This is a genomic window from Buttiauxella sp. AC038, assembly GCF_979253565.1.
In genome coordinates this window covers 1049844-1063972 of sequence record NZ_CEEDCQ010000001.1, presented here as the reverse complement: position 1 = coordinate 1063972, position 14129 = coordinate 1049844, and the positions used below count along the sequence as shown (strand labels likewise).

At 50.3% G+C, this 14129-nt stretch carries 14 protein-coding genes; 13 read left to right on the top strand and 1 reads right to left on the bottom strand.

The genetic code is table 11. The features are described 5' to 3' along the window. Positions 1-44 precede the first annotated feature (44 nt). Positions 45-1376: a MocR-like pyridoxine biosynthesis transcription factor PdxR gene (gene pdxR / locus AC0IXI_RS04975; RefSeq protein WP_471683198.1), complete on the bottom strand. Its 1332-nt coding sequence runs from the start codon at positions 1374-1376 to the stop codon at positions 45-47. Positions 1377-1507: 131 nt separating this feature from the next. Between pdxR and AC0IXI_RS04970 the strand changes: the two genes are divergently transcribed. From AC0IXI_RS04970 to emrA, 13 genes are all read left to right on the top strand, one after another. Next, positions 1508-1939, top strand: coding sequence for a carboxymuconolactone decarboxylase family protein (locus AC0IXI_RS04970; RefSeq protein WP_064513258.1), 432 nt, complete (start codon positions 1508-1510; stop codon positions 1937-1939). A 217-nt stretch (positions 1940-2156) separates the two neighbouring features. Next, on the top strand, positions 2157-2393 hold the full coding sequence (gene nrdH, locus AC0IXI_RS04965) for a glutaredoxin-like protein NrdH (RefSeq protein WP_134184351.1): 237 nt from the start codon (positions 2157-2159) through the stop codon (positions 2391-2393). Beyond that, positions 2390-2800 carry a class Ib ribonucleoside-diphosphate reductase assembly flavoprotein NrdI gene (gene nrdI / locus AC0IXI_RS04960; protein ID WP_134184353.1) on the top strand — a complete coding sequence of 137 codons (411 nt, stop codon included), beginning with the start codon at positions 2390-2392 and terminating at the stop codon, positions 2798-2800. The genes nrdH and nrdI overlap by 4 nt, the downstream gene beginning before the upstream one ends. Then, the gene (gene nrdE, locus AC0IXI_RS04955; protein ID WP_424222369.1) at positions 2773-4920 is read left to right on the top strand and encodes a class 1b ribonucleoside-diphosphate reductase subunit alpha; all 2148 of its coding nucleotides are present in this window, start codon (positions 2773-2775) and stop codon (positions 4918-4920) included. The genes nrdI and nrdE overlap by 28 nt, the downstream gene beginning before the upstream one ends. Before the next feature lie 9 nt (positions 4921-4929). Next, positions 4930-5892 (top strand): class 1b ribonucleoside-diphosphate reductase subunit beta, encoded by a 963-nt coding sequence (gene nrdF / locus AC0IXI_RS04950; RefSeq protein WP_064513266.1) that lies wholly within the window; start codon positions 4930-4932, stop codon positions 5890-5892. 433 nt (positions 5893-6325) lie between these two features. Continuing rightward, the gene (gene proV / locus AC0IXI_RS04945; protein ID WP_471682001.1) at positions 6326-7525 is read left to right on the top strand and encodes a glycine betaine/L-proline ABC transporter ATP-binding protein ProV; all 1200 of its coding nucleotides are present in this window, start codon (positions 6326-6328) and stop codon (positions 7523-7525) included. Then, positions 7522-8601 carry a glycine betaine/L-proline ABC transporter permease ProW gene (proW, locus tag AC0IXI_RS04940; protein ID WP_064513270.1) on the top strand — a complete coding sequence of 360 codons (1080 nt, stop codon included), beginning with the start codon at positions 7522-7524 and terminating at the stop codon, positions 8599-8601. Before proV ends, proW begins: the two co-directional genes overlap by 4 nt. A gap of 55 nt (positions 8602-8656) precedes the next feature. After that, the gene (gene proX / locus AC0IXI_RS04935; RefSeq protein ID WP_064513271.1) at positions 8657-9649 is read left to right on the top strand and encodes a glycine betaine/L-proline ABC transporter substrate-binding protein ProX; all 993 of its coding nucleotides are present in this window, start codon (positions 8657-8659) and stop codon (positions 9647-9649) included. A gap of 212 nt (positions 9650-9861) precedes the next feature. Then, positions 9862-10992 carry an MFS transporter gene (locus AC0IXI_RS04930; protein ID WP_471682000.1) on the top strand — a complete coding sequence of 377 codons (1131 nt, stop codon included), beginning with the start codon at positions 9862-9864 and terminating at the stop codon, positions 10990-10992. A 124-nt stretch (positions 10993-11116) separates the two neighbouring features. Continuing rightward, on the top strand, positions 11117-11857 hold the full coding sequence (locus tag AC0IXI_RS04925; RefSeq protein ID WP_154152829.1) for an AzlC family ABC transporter permease: 741 nt from the start codon (positions 11117-11119) through the stop codon (positions 11855-11857). Further along, positions 11854-12195: an L-valine transporter subunit YgaH gene (gene ygaH / locus AC0IXI_RS04920; protein WP_134184363.1), complete on the top strand. Its 342-nt coding sequence runs from the start codon at positions 11854-11856 to the stop codon at positions 12193-12195. Before AC0IXI_RS04925 ends, ygaH begins: the two co-directional genes overlap by 4 nt. An 85-nt stretch (positions 12196-12280) precedes the next feature. Continuing rightward, positions 12281-12811: a transcriptional repressor MprA gene (gene mprA / locus AC0IXI_RS04915; protein WP_064513278.1), complete on the top strand. Its 531-nt coding sequence runs from the start codon at positions 12281-12283 to the stop codon at positions 12809-12811. A 134-nt stretch (positions 12812-12945) separates the two neighbouring features. After that, positions 12946-14118 carry a multidrug efflux MFS transporter periplasmic adaptor subunit EmrA gene (emrA, locus tag AC0IXI_RS04910; protein WP_064513280.1) on the top strand — a complete coding sequence of 391 codons (1173 nt, stop codon included), beginning with the start codon at positions 12946-12948 and terminating at the stop codon, positions 14116-14118. The last annotated feature ends 11 nt before the right edge of the window (positions 14119-14129 follow it).

The following is a 14129-nucleotide window of genomic DNA, read 5'->3' as shown; positions in this document are numbered from 1 at the left end:
ATATCCGTAATTCCTCAAGCGGCGTCTTTGTTGGCTATTTGATTTCAGCTAATCGCATCGCGTAGCTGTTTCGCGGCTTTTAACGCCATCGCTTGTGAGGTGAGATTAGTAAAACTCATCAATATTCCCCCTTCCACTGTTGTCACCATTCGCCAGTCACTTAATGCTTGTACCGCAAGCCCTGCATCGCGAGCTTTAGCCACCAGTACACGGTCATCACCCTTTACGCGCATCACCAGTTGAATGCCTCCCGCCTGTGGGACGACATCAAACCCCTGTTGTTGCAGAGCATTCTCCAGCCATACTCTTCGCTCGCTGTAGCACAAACGCATCTTTTTCAAATGCCGCCAGAAATGCCCTTCGCGCAGGAAATCTGCAATGGTTTGTTGAATCAACAATGGGGCAGTACATGGCAGGAAATGTGTGTGCTGTGAAAATGCCTCAACCTCCTGTTGCGGCACCACCAGCCAGGCGACGCGTAAAGCGGGAAACAAAGATTTACTGAACGTTCCGGCATAGATAACGCGCTGCGGACCATCGAGGCTTTTTATCGGCGGCAGCGGTTTTCCGTGGTAGCGGAACTCACTGTCGTAATCGTCCTCAATAATCCAGCTATGATTTGTCGCAGCCCAATCAAGCAACTGGCGACGGCGAGTTATGGATAAAGCCACGCCCAGCGGGCTTTGATGAGCCGGGGTCAAAAGTGCAAAACGCGCATCGGGAAAATGATTAATACCATAATCAATCTGCATCCCTTCACCATCGACCGGCACCGGATGTAATGCCATCCCCGCTTCTGAAAATACCGGGCGTACATAGCGATAACCGGGATCTTCGAGCCAGACTCCGTCACCAGGTTTGGCTAGCGCATGCACAACCAGCCTCATTGCAGCCTGAAAACCTGCGGTGATGAAGATCTGCTCCGGGTGGCAGTCGATGCTGCGTGAAAAACGTAAATAATCGGCAATGGCCTGGCGTAATGTCGATTCCCCATTCGCTTCGGGTAACACTAAATCGTAGCGTGTTTGCAGACGTAAGCGCCGTCCCATAATTCGCGCCCACAATGCGCGCGGGAATGCATCCAGCGCGGGTAAACCCACCTGGAACGGACGTGGCGTACCTTGCGGTTGGCTGGTTGTCGTCTCGGGGTTATTTGCGCCTTTCGTCACCGACAAGCTGACAAAGGTCCCTGCCTGGCCACGTCTTTCCAGCCACCCTTGCGCAACCAGCTCCCCGTAGGCATTTTCCACTGTTGCCCGGGCCACCCCAAGTTCCAGCGCCATGGTGCGACTTGATGGCAAACGGCTTCCGGCAACCAGCTCGCCATCACTGATTGCCTGCTTAAGCTGTCGCGCGATTTGCTGGTAACGCGGTATCGAATGGTGAGCACTCACTACGGGTTCAATCGACTTTGCCATTATGGCCTGCTTTATTAGTTAATTTATGGCTCTCTTTAGCAGTCCATCATAGTGCTAAATTGCCCGCACACCAACACGAGGATCACCCCATGATTGAATTACGCCAGCCTTATTACGACCTTTCCCCAGCCGTATTTAAGCCTATGCTTCAGGCACTGAAAGGCCTGGAATCAAGCTCGCTCGGCTCGACCCTGATTGAACTTGTTTTCCTGCGCGTCTCGCAAATTAACGGCTGCGCCTATTGCCTCGAGATGCACTCAAAAGCACTGCGCAAAGATGGCGTAGACCAGACCAAGCTAGATGCATTGGCGGGCTGGAAAGTGAGTAATCACTTCAGTGATAAAGAGCGCGCGGCACTGGCCTGGGCCGAAGCAATAACCTTAATTACCGAAGGTGGTGCAGAAGATGCAGTGTACCAACCGTTGCTGCAATTCTTCACCGCACAAGAGATTAGCGATCTTACTTTCACTGCAAGCCTGATGAATGCGTTCAACCGCCTGGCAATCAGTATGCGTATGTAGTTTTTTCTGGTTGGATTAGCACAGCGACATCCGACACCCGCACAATAGTGGTGGATTTCGCTAACGCTAATCCACCCTAAAAATTCTTTTTTGCCCGCAACCTGCCCCGCTCATCACCTTTGCTGTCCTTATCGAAAAAGACTATATCTTGTATGGTTGATTATTTTAACACCCACATCTAGTATTCATATTCTCAACATCGGAGAGAATAAGAATCATGCGCATTACCATATACACTCGAAATGACTGTGTCCAATGCCACGCAACTAAACGCGCCATCGAAAGCCGTGGGTTCACTTACGAACTGATTAATCTCGATTTAACCCCGGAAGCCGCCGACGAATTACGCGCCCTTGGTTTTCGCCAGTTGCCGGTTGTGGTCACAGAACAAGAGAGCTGGAGCGGATTCCGGCCGGATATGATCAACCGTCTGCGCAACCTGGCGACTGCATGAGTCATCTCGTCTACTTCTCCAGCACCTCGGAAAATACTCTGCGTTTTGTCGAACGCCTGGAATTACCCGCGCTGCGCATTCCGCTGGATTTCAAACAGCGACTGATCGTTCCAGAGCCTTATATTTTGATAGTGCCAAGCTACGGCGGTGGCGGAATTGCCGGCGCCGTACCGGCCCAGGTCATTCGTTTTTTAAATAATCCTACGAATCGCTCGTTACTGCGCGGTGTGATTGCCAGCGGTAATCGTAATTTCGGCGAAGGATTTTGCCGGGCGGGCGACGTGATAGCCCAGAAATGCCAGGTACCGTATCTCTATCGTTTTGAGTTACTCGGCACCGAGCAAGATATTGAAAACGTGCGTAAGGGAGTCAAAGAATTTTGGCAACGACAGAAGCTATCAGCGTAATGGCGACGGAAAGCGCGGATTATCACGCACTCAACGCCATGTTGAATCTTTATGATTCCGAAGGCCATATCCAGTTTGAGAAAGATAAGCTGGCGGTAGAGCAATTCCATAAACAACATGTGCTACCCCGTTCGCGCCAGTTTCCCCACCAGCAAGCTCGCCTCGACTATCTTGTGGCTGAAGGTTATTACGACAATGCCGTGCTACAACGCTATGACAGTCGTTTTGTCGTCACGTTGTTTGAGAAGGCGCTCAACAGTGGTTTCCAGTTCCAGACATTTCTCGGCGCCTGGAAGTATTACACCAGCTACACCCTGAAATCTTACGACGGTAAAGAGTATCTGGAACATTTCCCGGACCGTGTGTGCATGGTGGCGTTAACACTGGCGCAGGGTAACGAAAACCTCGCCACGCAATTGATAGATGAGATGCTCAGCGGCCGATTCCAGCCTGCCACGCCCACTTTTCTGAACTGCGGGAAAATGCAGCGCGGCGAACTGGTGTCCTGCTTCTTGCTGCGAATTGAAGACAATATGGAGTCGATTGGCCGCGCGGTAAATTCCGCATTGCAGCTTTCGAAACGTGGCGGTGGCGTAGCTTTCCTGCTCTCCAATTTGCGTGAAGTTGGCGCGCCGATTAAACGCATCGAAAACCAGTCGTCCGGTGTTATTCCGGTGATGAAAATGCTGGAAGATGCGTTTTCGTACGCCAACCAGCTCGGTGCGCGCCAGGGCGCGGGCGCGGTTTATCTTCACGCCCATCATCCCGATATTTTGCGTTTTCTCGACACCAAGCGCGAAAATGCTGATGAAAAAATTCGCATCAAATCGCTCTCGCTTGGCGTAGTGATCCCGGATATCACTTTCCAGTTGGCGAAAGATAACCAGCCGATGGCGTTGTTCTCGCCTTATGATGTCGAGCGTATTTACGGCAAGCCATTTGGTGATATTGCCGTCAGCGAACTTTACGAAGAAATGCTGTCGGACGAGCGTATTCGCAAAACCTTTATTAATGCGCGTGATTTCTTCCAGACACTGGCCGAGATCCAGTTTGAGTCTGGTTACCCGTACATCATGTTTGAAGACACGGTAAATCGCGCAAACCCGATTGCCGGGCGTATTAATATGAGCAACCTGTGTTCAGAGATCTTGCAGGTTAATAGCCCTTCTACTTACGACGAAAACCTCGATTACCAACAAACAGGTAAAGATATTTCCTGCAATCTCGGCTCACTGAATATCGCCCATACCATGGATTCCCCCGATTTTGGCGAGACTATCGAAGTCGCAATTCGCGGGCTAACAGCGGTTTCCGATATGAGCCACATTCGCTCAGTACCGTCGATTGAAGCAGGAAACGCCGCGTCACACGCCATCGGCCTCGGCCAGATGAATCTCCATGGTTATCTGGCGCGTGAAGGTATTGCTTACGGCTCGCCAGAAGGTCTGGATTTTACTAATTTCTATTTTTATACCGTGACCTGGCATGCAGTACGCACATCAAATTTACTGGCACGAGAACGCAAACAGCGCTTCGCAGGTTTCGAGCAATCACGTTATGCGAATGGCGAATATTTCCGCCAATATCTGCAAGAAAGCTGGCAGCCAAAAACCGAGAAGGTGCGCGCGTTATTTGCCAAAGCCGGGGTCGCTATTCCCAGCCGCGAAGAGTGGCAACAGTTGCGTGACGACGTAATGGAATACGGCCTGTATAACCAGAATTTGCAGGCTGTCCCGCCGACGGGTTCGATCTCTTATATCAACCACGCAACATCAAGCATCCACCCGATAGTCTCACGTATCGAGATTCGCAAAGAAGGTAAAATCGGTCGTGTTTATTATCCGGCTCCGTTTATGACTAACGACAACCTGGAGTTTTACCAGGATGCCTACGATATCGGCCCGGAAAAAATTATCGACACCTATGCGCAAGCCACTCGCCACGTTGATCAAGGTTTATCGCTGACACTGTTTTTCCGCGATACCGCCACCACTCGTGACATTAATAAAGCGCAGATTTATGCCTGGAAAAAAGGCATCAAGACGCTCTACTACATTCGCTTGCGCCAGATGGCACTGGATGGAACGGAGGTGCAGGGCTGTGTGTCCTGCGCTTTATAAGGAGAAATCATGACTGAGTTAACCCGCGTAAGTGCCATCAACTGGAACAATATCGAGGATGAGAAAGATCTCGAAGTGTGGAATCGCCTGACCAGCAATTTCTGGTTGCCAGAGAAAATCCCACTGTCGAACGATATTCCGGCCTGGCAATCGCTCAGCGATGAAGAACAGCAACTGACTATCCGCGTGTTTACCGGGCTGACTCTGCTGGACACTATTCAGAATACGGTTGGCGCACCGGTATTAATGAATGATGCAATAACGCCGCATGAAGAAGCCGTTTTGTCTAACGTGAGCTTTATGGAAGCGGTGCACGCCCGCTCCTATAGCTCGATTTTCTCAACGCTTTGCCAGACTAAAGATGTTGATGCGGCGTATGCGTGGAGCGAAGAAAACCCGCCACTACAACGTAAGGCGCAAATTATCCTCGCTCATTACCACGCCGATGATCCATTGAAGAAGAAAATTGCCAGCGTATTTCTGGAGTCTTTCCTCTTCTATTCTGGATTTTATTTGCCGATGTACTGGTCGAGCCGTGGCAAATTAACTAACACGGCTGACCTGATTCGCCTGATTATTCGCGACGAAGCGGTGCACGGTTATTATATCGGTTACAAATTCCAGAAAGTGCTGGCGCAGCAAAGCATTGAGCGCCAGACCGAGCTGCAAAACTTTGCCCTCGATTTGCTGATGGATCTTTACGATAACGAAGTCGCTTATACCGATGCGCTTTACGGTGATGTGGGTTGGCAGGAAGAGGTGAAAGCCTTTCTTTGCTACAACGCGAATAAGGCATTAATGAACCTGGGTTACAACGCGCTATTCCCGCCTGAAATGGCAGAGGTGAACCCAGCGATACTGGCAGCACTCTCCCCCAATGCGGACGAGAACCACGACTTTTTCTCGGGTTCTGGCTCATCGTATGTAATGGGGAAAGCGGTGGAAACTACAGACGAAGACTGGGATTTCTAAAAACAGCCGCAGGTGCGTTGACTGCACCCGCGCCCCCCTGTCACATAGTTATCTATGCTCCTGGGGACTTGCGGCTTTGTCGCCTTTCTGCAACTCGAATTATTTTGGTTTCTTATCGTAAATTAAGCCAAATAAACCGCACATTTCTGGCGTTGATATTTTCAGTCAACACTACAAAATCGCTGTTTACATTTCCGCCTGAATATCACGCTATTCAGGCAAATTTCGCCTTCGCTTACAAAAAATATCATCTTTCTCTGATTTGCTCTCAGCCCTTTACTCATGGGAAATTCTGCCCACTCAAGCCGCGCGGATATTGGATATATCAGAAATCGAGGGTTGTCTCAGATTCTGAGTATGTTAGGGTATATGCAGTGAATATTTCCATCAGGAATTGTGTATAAATATATAAATACAGGAATAACTTTATTGCATGGCAATTAAACTTGAAGTGAAGAATTTATATAAGGTATTTGGTGAGCACCCACAGCGCGCATATAAATATATTGAAAAGGGTATTTCAAAAGCCGAATTACTGGAAAAAACAGGGCTGTCGCTTGGCGTAAAAGACGCCAGTCTGGCAATTGAAGAAGGCGAGATTTTTGTCATCATGGGGTTATCGGGTTCCGGTAAATCCACCATGGTTCGCCTTCTCAATCGCCTGATTGAACCAACCCGTGGGCAGGTACTGATTGATGGTGTAGACATCGCTAAGATATCAGACGCACAACTGCGTGAAGTGCGTAAGAGCAAGATCTCAATGGTATTCCAGTCATTTGCTCTGATGCCCCATATGACGGTGTTAAATAACACTGCTTTCGGCATGGAATTAGCGGGAATTCCGTTAAAAGAACGTCAGGAAAAAGCTCTTGATGCATTGCGTCAGGTAGGGCTTGAAAATTATTCCCACGCTTATCCTGATGAGCTTTCTGGCGGTATGCGTCAACGTGTTGGTTTAGCCCGCGCATTGGCAATTAATCCAGATATATTATTGATGGATGAAGCCTTCTCCGCACTCGATCCATTAATTCGTACTGAAATGCAGGATGAATTAATTAAATTGCAAGCTAAACACCAACGTACCATTGTATTTATCTCCCACGATTTAGATGAAGCAATGCGTATTGGCGACCGAATTGCCATTATGCAAGGTGGTGAAGTAATACAGGTCGGTACACCGGATGAAATTCTCAATAATCCGGCAAATGATTATGTACGCACCTTCTTCCGAGGTGTGGATATTAGTCAGGTATTTAGCGCCAAAGATATTGCCCGCCGAAGCCCTGCTGGCCTGCTGCGTAAAACCGCCGGTTTTGGCCCTCGTTCTGCGCTGAAATTGCTGCAAGACGAAGATCGTGAATTCGGTTATGTCATCGAACGCGGGCAAAAATTCCTCGGTATTGTCTCGACCGACTCACTGAAAGCGGCGTTGGCTGCTGGTCAGGGTCTGGATAATGCTTACCTCGAATCTCCGGCGGCAGTTTCCGCTGATACGTCACTAAGCGATCTGCTCACCCATGTAGGCCAGGCTCCGTGCGCGGTTCCGGTCATAGGTGAAGAGAGTCAGTACGTGGGTATCATCTCAAAAGGGGTGCTGCTCCAGGCGTTAGATCGTGAGGGGGTAAGTCAATGAGTGAAGCAAATCCGTGGGATACCGGCAGTGCGGCTGCCGACACAACAACCAACCATGCCGCTGCAACTGCTGATGCGTGGGGAAGCCAAGCGGCATCCACGCCTGCGGCAAGTGGCAGTGCAGACTGGCTGAATTCAGCTCCTGCGCCACAGCCAGAACATTTTAACATTCTGGATCCGTTCCATAAGACGCTGATCCCACTCGATAGCTGGGTAACTCACGGCATCGACTGGGTGGTGACACACTTCCGCCCGGTGTTTCAGGGCATTCGCGTGCCGGTGGATTATATCCTCAGTGGCTTCCAGCACTTCTTGCTGGGGATGCCAGCACCGGTTGCCATCATTCTGTTTGCGCTGATTGCCTGGCAGATGTCGAGCCTGGGAATGGGTATCGCAACGTTGATTTCGCTGGTAGCGATTGGCGCGATTGGTGCCTGGTCACAAGCTATGGTAACGCTGGCGCTGGTACTGACGGCCCTGATGTTCTGCATGATAATCGGCCTGCCGCTGGGGATTTGGCTGGCACGCAGCGAACGGGCAGCAAAAATAATTCGCCCCCTATTGGATGCGATGCAAACCACTCCAGCGTTTGTTTATCTGGTGCCAATCGTAATGCTGTTCGGTATCGGTAACGTGCCAGGTGTGGTAGTGACGATTATCTTTGCCCTGCCACCAATTGTGCGCCTGACGATTCTGGGTATTAAGCAGGTGCCGGAAGATCTAATTGAAGCCTCGCGTTCTTTTGGCGCAAGCCCGCGCCAGATGTTGTTCAAGGTTCAGTTACCGCTGGCGATGCCGACCATTATGGCGGGCGTTAACCAGACACTGATGCTGGCACTTTCGATGGTGGTTATCGCCTCGATGATTGCCGTTGGTGGCCTGGGCCAGATGGTTCTGCGCGGTATTGGCCGCCTCGATATGGGTCTTGCGACCGTCGGCGGCGTCGGCATTGTCATTCTTGCCATTATTCTCGACCGCTTAACTCAGTCCATTGGCCGCGATTCGCGCAGCCGTGGCAACCGCCGCTGGTTCAATACCGGCCCAATTGGTCTCTTGACCCGTCCCTTCATTAAATAAGCCTGTGGCGGCATGCGTGCCGCCTCATGCCCCATCACCAAAAATAGGAATAACGATGCGACACACGACTCTTTTCGCGACAGCTCTTGCCACACTCGTTACCACCAGCACTTTTGCCGCTGACTTGCCGGGTAAAGGCATTACGGTTCAGCCAATTCAAAGCACCATTTCTGAAGAATCCTTCCAGACACAGCTTGTCAGCCGTGCCCTTGAAAAACTGGGTTACACCGTAAATACGGCAAGCGAAGTGGATTACAACGTGGGTTACACCTCGATTGCCTCTGGCGATGCCACATTTACCGCAGTGAACTGGCAGCCACTGCATGACGATATGTATGCCGCTGCGGGTGGCAGTAACAAGTTTTATCGCGAAGGCACGTATGTGACCGGCGCGGCGCAGGGTTATCTCATCGATAAAAAGACCGCAGATAAATACCACATCACCAACGTTGAGCAGCTAAAAGATCCGAAGATTGCCAAACTGTTCGACAGCAACAACGATGGCAAAGCCGACATGATGGGTTGTACGCCGGGTTGGGGTTGTGAAGCGGTGATTAACCATCAGAACGAAGCCTATAAGCTGGCCGATACGGTAACGGTTAGCCACGGTAATTATTCAGCGATGATGGCGGATACCATTGCACGTTATAAAGAAGGCAAACCGGTGCTGTATTACACCTGGACGCCATACTGGGTGAGCGATGTGCTCAAACCTGGGAAAGATGTGGTGTGGTTGCAGGTGCCGTTCTCGTCCTTGCCGGGTGAGCAAAAGAATATCGACACCAAACTGCCGAATGGCGCGAACTATGGTTTCCCAGTGAACACCATGCATATCGTGGCAAACAAAGCCTGGGCCGAGAAAAACCCGCAGGCAGCGAAACTGTTTAGCCTGATGAAACTGCCACTGGCGGATATCAATGCCGAGAATGCGATGATGCATAACGGTAAATCCTCAGAAGCAGATATTCAGGGCCACGTTGATGGCTGGATTAAAGCACACCAGGCGCAGTTTGATGGCTGGGTGAAAGAAGCTTTAGCCGCTAAGTAAGCCTTTGTATTGATTTGAGACCGGCCTTCTCTTCGGGAGAAGGTGAAAACCTAACCCTCTCCTGCCTGGAGAGGGTATTCCTACCAAAACAAACCGCACAATCCGACTCCTGCTTACGTTAATTTTCGTTATTATTCCCGCACCATCATCGCAAGTTGAAGAATAACAATGAAAAATACCCCCCTGGACTTAGCCCCGCGCTTATCGTCCTGATGTCTATTGCCACGGGTTTGGCCGTTGCCAGTAACTACTACGCGCAACCGCTACTCGATACCATCGCTAATGCGTTTTCCCTTTCGATTAACCAGGCCGGATTTATTGTAACCGCCGCACAACTGGGTTATGCCGCAGGTTTGTTGTTGCTGGTGCCACTAGGCGATATGTTCGAGCGCCGCGGGTTAATTGTCTTTATGACGCTGCTTGCCGCAGGCGGCATGGTGATTGTCGCGCTGAGCCAGACGTTATGGATGATGATTCTTGGCACTGCACTCACCGGCTTGTTCTCGGTCGTTGCACAAATTCTGGTGCCGCTTGCAGCAACGCTTGCTGAACCTGCAAAGCGCGGCAAAGTGGTTGGCACGATTATGAGTGGCCTGCTGCTCGGTATTTTGCTTGCACGTACCGTTGCCGGGCTGCTGGCAAGTCTTGGTGGCTGGCGTACCGTTTACTGGGTTGCCAGTGTGCTCATGGTTTTGATGGCTTTAGCCCTGTGGCGCGGCTTGCCGAAAGTGAAGACTGAAACTCATCTGAATTATCCGCAGTTACTGTCCTCTGTATTCGGCTTGTTTATCAAAAACCCTCTATTGCGTACTCGCGCATTATTGGGCTGCCTGACGTTTGCCAACTTCAGTATCCTCTGGACATCAATGGCATTTCTGCTGGCATCGCCGCCATTTAACTTCTCGGATGGGATGATTGGCCTGTTTGGCCTCGCGGGTGCAGCGGGTGCGCTGGGTGCACGTCCGGCGGGTGGATTTGCAGATAAAGGTAAAGCACATCTCACCACAACCATTGGGCTGGTGCTGCTGCTGCTGTCGTGGATTGCGACCGCAATGGGGCAGTATTCAGTCATCGCGCTAATCATTGGCATTCTGGTGCTGGATTTAACGGTTCAGGGTGTGCATATCACTAACCAAACCGTTATCTATCGCATGATGCCGGATGCACGAAATCGCTTAACCGCCGGTTACATGACCAGCTACTTTATTGGTGGCGCCGCAGGTTCAGTCATTTCTGCCAGTGCATATCAACATGCTGGATGGAATGGCGTTTGCGCAGCAGGTGCCATCATCGCCCTACTAAATTTAGTAGTGTGGTGGCGTGGCTATCACCGTCAGCCGTGATGGCTCTAATCCTTTACATTCCCCTTGAATAATTTGGGGTATTAAGGGTCGTACCAGTCTGTTAAGGTTATCCCTGTTTGTTCATTCGAGTGACATTAACGTCAGAAATAGATAAATAGTTAATATGGATAGTCCTGCAACAGATCACTTAAATACTAACCAAAATGATGCTACCTGGGTTGAAGGGCTGAAAGACAGTTTACCGATTGTCATCAGTTATATCCCGGTAGCATTCGCGTTTGGGCTGAATGCCACAAAGCTAGGATTTACCCCATTCGAAAGTCTATTTTTCTCCTGCATTATTTATGCAGGCGCTAGCCAGTTTGTTATTACCGCATTGCTGGCTGCGGGTAGCTCGCTATGGGTGGCAGCATTAACAGTAATGGCAATGGATGTGCGCCACGTCTTATACGGCCCTTCCCTGCGCCAACGAATCACTCGCCAGTTAAGTAAACCTAAAACCGCGATTTGGGCCTTTGGCCTGACCGACGAAGTGTTTGCTGCCGCAACAGCGAAACTGGTCCGTGATAATCGTCGCTGGAGCGAAAACTGGATGATCGGTATCGCATTCAGCTCCTGGTTTTCATGGATTCTGGGTACGGCGCTGGGTTCCTGGTCCGGAAATGGCTTGCTGGATAACTTCCCGGCAGTAGAAGCAGCGCTAGGTTTTATGCTGCCTGCCCTATTTCTGAGCTTCTTGCTGGCGTCATTCCAGCGTAAGCAATCCTGGATCGTGACCGCATCGCTTGCTGGTGCACTATTGGGCGTCACGCTGATTTCGATTCCTGCTGCGATTTTTGCAGGCATTGCGTGTGGATGCCTGGCGGCGTTAGTGCAGGCGTTTTATCAAGGAGAACCGGGATGAGTACACAAGTACTTTTGCTGGGTCTGCTGGTCGGGCTTGCGAACTACCTGTTCCGTTATTTGCCTCTGCGAATCAGGGCAAATTCGACACGTCCAGCCAAACTTGGTGCGACAGGCGTGCTGCTCGATAGTATTGGCATTGCATCAATTTGCGCCCTGCTGGTGGTCTCAAGTGTGCCTGAGATCATGCACGATGCGCAGCGTCTGGTCCCAACGCTTATGGGCTTTATCATTCTCGGGCTGAGCTTTTATAAAACTCGCAGCATTATTATCCCGACGTTATTAAGTGCTCTGGGTTATGGATTAACCTGGAAACTCATGATGGTGATCGCCGTCTGACGATTAAAAAACGTATAAACAATACATTTACTTTATTTGTCACCATCGTTATTATATCGACCGCAACTAATGAGGTTATGCCAAAATGGATAGTTCGTTTACGCCCATTGAACAAATGCTAAAATTTCGCGCCAAACGCTACGAAGAATTCCCATACCAGGAAGTCCTTCTGACGCGCCTGTGCATGCACATGCAAGGCAAGCTTTTGGAAAACCGCAATAAGATGCTGAAAGCTCAGGGCATTAACGAGACGCTATTTATGGCGTTGATCACTCTTGAATCTCAGGAAAACCATAGCATCCAGCCTTCTGAACTAAGCTGTGCTTTAGGTTCTTCTCGAACCAACGCGACCCGAATTGCCGATGAGCTGGAAAAGCGTGGCTGGATTGAACGCCGTGAAAGCGATAACGATCGCCGCTGCCTGCATCTGCATTTGACCGAAAAAGGTCAGGAATTCATACGTCAGGTGTTACCGCCGCAACACCACTGCCTGCATGAGCTGTGGTCTGCGCTGAGCGGTACGGAGAAAGAGCAGTTGGAAAATATTACCCGCAAACTGCTGACCCGCCTTGATGAAATGGACGAAAACCAGACTGTACTTGAAGCCGTGCGCTAAATGCTGTCATCGCGTGAAATCGTAATACCCCAAAAAAGATGAATACCGACAGGCCAGCAACTCACCTTGCTGGCCTGTTGGGTCTAACAGGTCGGCTCAGCCGATCACTATAATAAAAAAGTGTGGAGATAAGCATGAGCGCACATGCGGAGACTCAAACCCCGCAACAGCCGGGTAACAAGAAAGGCAAACGTAAAGGTGCCTTACTTGTGTTGACCTTGCTGTTTGTAATTATTGCTGTGGCATATGGGATTTATTGGTTTTTGGTGTTACGTCACTACGAAAATACGGATGATGCGTATGTGGCCGGTAATCAGGTACAGATAATGTCCCAGGTTTCCGGAAGCGTAACCAAAGTTTGGGCTGAAAATACCGACTTCGTTAAACAGGGCGATGTTCTGGTAACGTTAGACCAGGCTGACGCTGAGCAAGCTTTTGAGCAGGCACAAACCGTGCTGGCTTCAAGCGTGCGCCAGACACGTCAGTTAATGATTAATAGTAAGCAGTTGCAGGCCAATATTGAGCTGCAAAAGACTTCGCTTGCTCAAGCTCAAAGCGACCTTAATCGCCGCGTACCTTTGGGTAACGCAAACCTGATTGGCCGTGAAGAATTGCAACACGCCCGAGATGCCGTCGCGACGGCTCAAGCGCAACTGGATGTTGCCATTCAACAATACAATGCAAACCAGGCCATGGTTCTGGGTAGCAAACTCGAAGAGCAGCCAAGTGTTAAACAAGCGGCTGCCGAGTTGCGTAACGCATGGATGGCGCTAGCCCGCACAAAAATTGTCAGCCCAATGACCGGCTATGTTTCACGCCGCGTTGTTCAGGTTGGTGCGCAAATAAGCCCAACAACTCCTCTGATGGCTATCGTGCCAGCAAGTGGTTTGTGGGTCGATGCGAACTTTAAAGAGACGCAGCTTGCGCATATACGTATCGGCCAACCTGCAACGGTTGTCAGTGATATTTACGGCGACAAAATTGAATACACTGGCAAGGTCGTAGGCCTGGACATGGGCACCGGCAGCGCGTTTTCACTGCTCCCGGCGCAAAACGCTACCGGCAACTGGATCAAAGTCGTTCAGCGCCTGCCAGTACGTATTGAGCTTGATGCGAAGCAACTTCAAGAACATCCGCTACGTATTGGTCTATCCACATTAGTTACCGTGGATACCAGCAACCGTGAAGGCAGTATTCTGGCTAACGAGACGCGTCACTCTCCGGTGTATGAAAGTAACGCGCGCGAACTTAACCTGGCACCTGCTAATGAGCTGATTAATAACATCATCCAGGCCAATGCGGGTTAACAAAGCGGAGG

Bases quoted from the DNA above. Each gene is read 5' to 3' on its own strand.
- ygaH (WP_134184363.1), top strand. From the start codon at position 11,854: ATGAGTACACAAGTACTTTTGCTGGGTCTGCTGGTCGGGCTTGCGAAC.
- nrdH (WP_134184351.1), top strand. From the start codon at position 2,157: ATGCGCATTACCATATACACTCGAAATGACTGTGTCCAATGCCACGCA.
- nrdI (WP_134184353.1), top strand. From the start codon at position 2,390: ATGAGTCATCTCGTCTACTTCTCCAGCACCTCGGAAAATACTCTGCGT.
- proW (WP_064513270.1), top strand. From the start codon at position 7,522: ATGAGTGAAGCAAATCCGTGGGATACCGGCAGTGCGGCTGCCGACACA.
- emrA (WP_064513280.1), top strand. From the start codon at position 12,946: ATGAGCGCACATGCGGAGACTCAAACCCCGCAACAGCCGGGTAACAAG.
- nrdF (WP_064513266.1), top strand. From the start codon at position 4,930: ATGACTGAGTTAACCCGCGTAAGTGCCATCAACTGGAACAATATCGAG.
- AC0IXI_RS04970 (WP_064513258.1), top strand. From the start codon at position 1,508: ATGATTGAATTACGCCAGCCTTATTACGACCTTTCCCCAGCCGTATTT.
- proX (WP_064513271.1), top strand. From the start codon at position 8,657: ATGCGACACACGACTCTTTTCGCGACAGCTCTTGCCACACTCGTTACC.
- AC0IXI_RS04925 (WP_154152829.1), top strand. From the start codon at position 11,117: ATGGATAGTCCTGCAACAGATCACTTAAATACTAACCAAAATGATGCT.
- mprA (WP_064513278.1), top strand. From the start codon at position 12,281: ATGGATAGTTCGTTTACGCCCATTGAACAAATGCTAAAATTTCGCGCC.
- proV (WP_471682001.1), top strand. From the start codon at position 6,326: ATGGCAATTAAACTTGAAGTGAAGAATTTATATAAGGTATTTGGTGAG.
- AC0IXI_RS04930 (WP_471682000.1), top strand. From the start codon at position 9,862: ATGTCTATTGCCACGGGTTTGGCCGTTGCCAGTAACTACTACGCGCAA.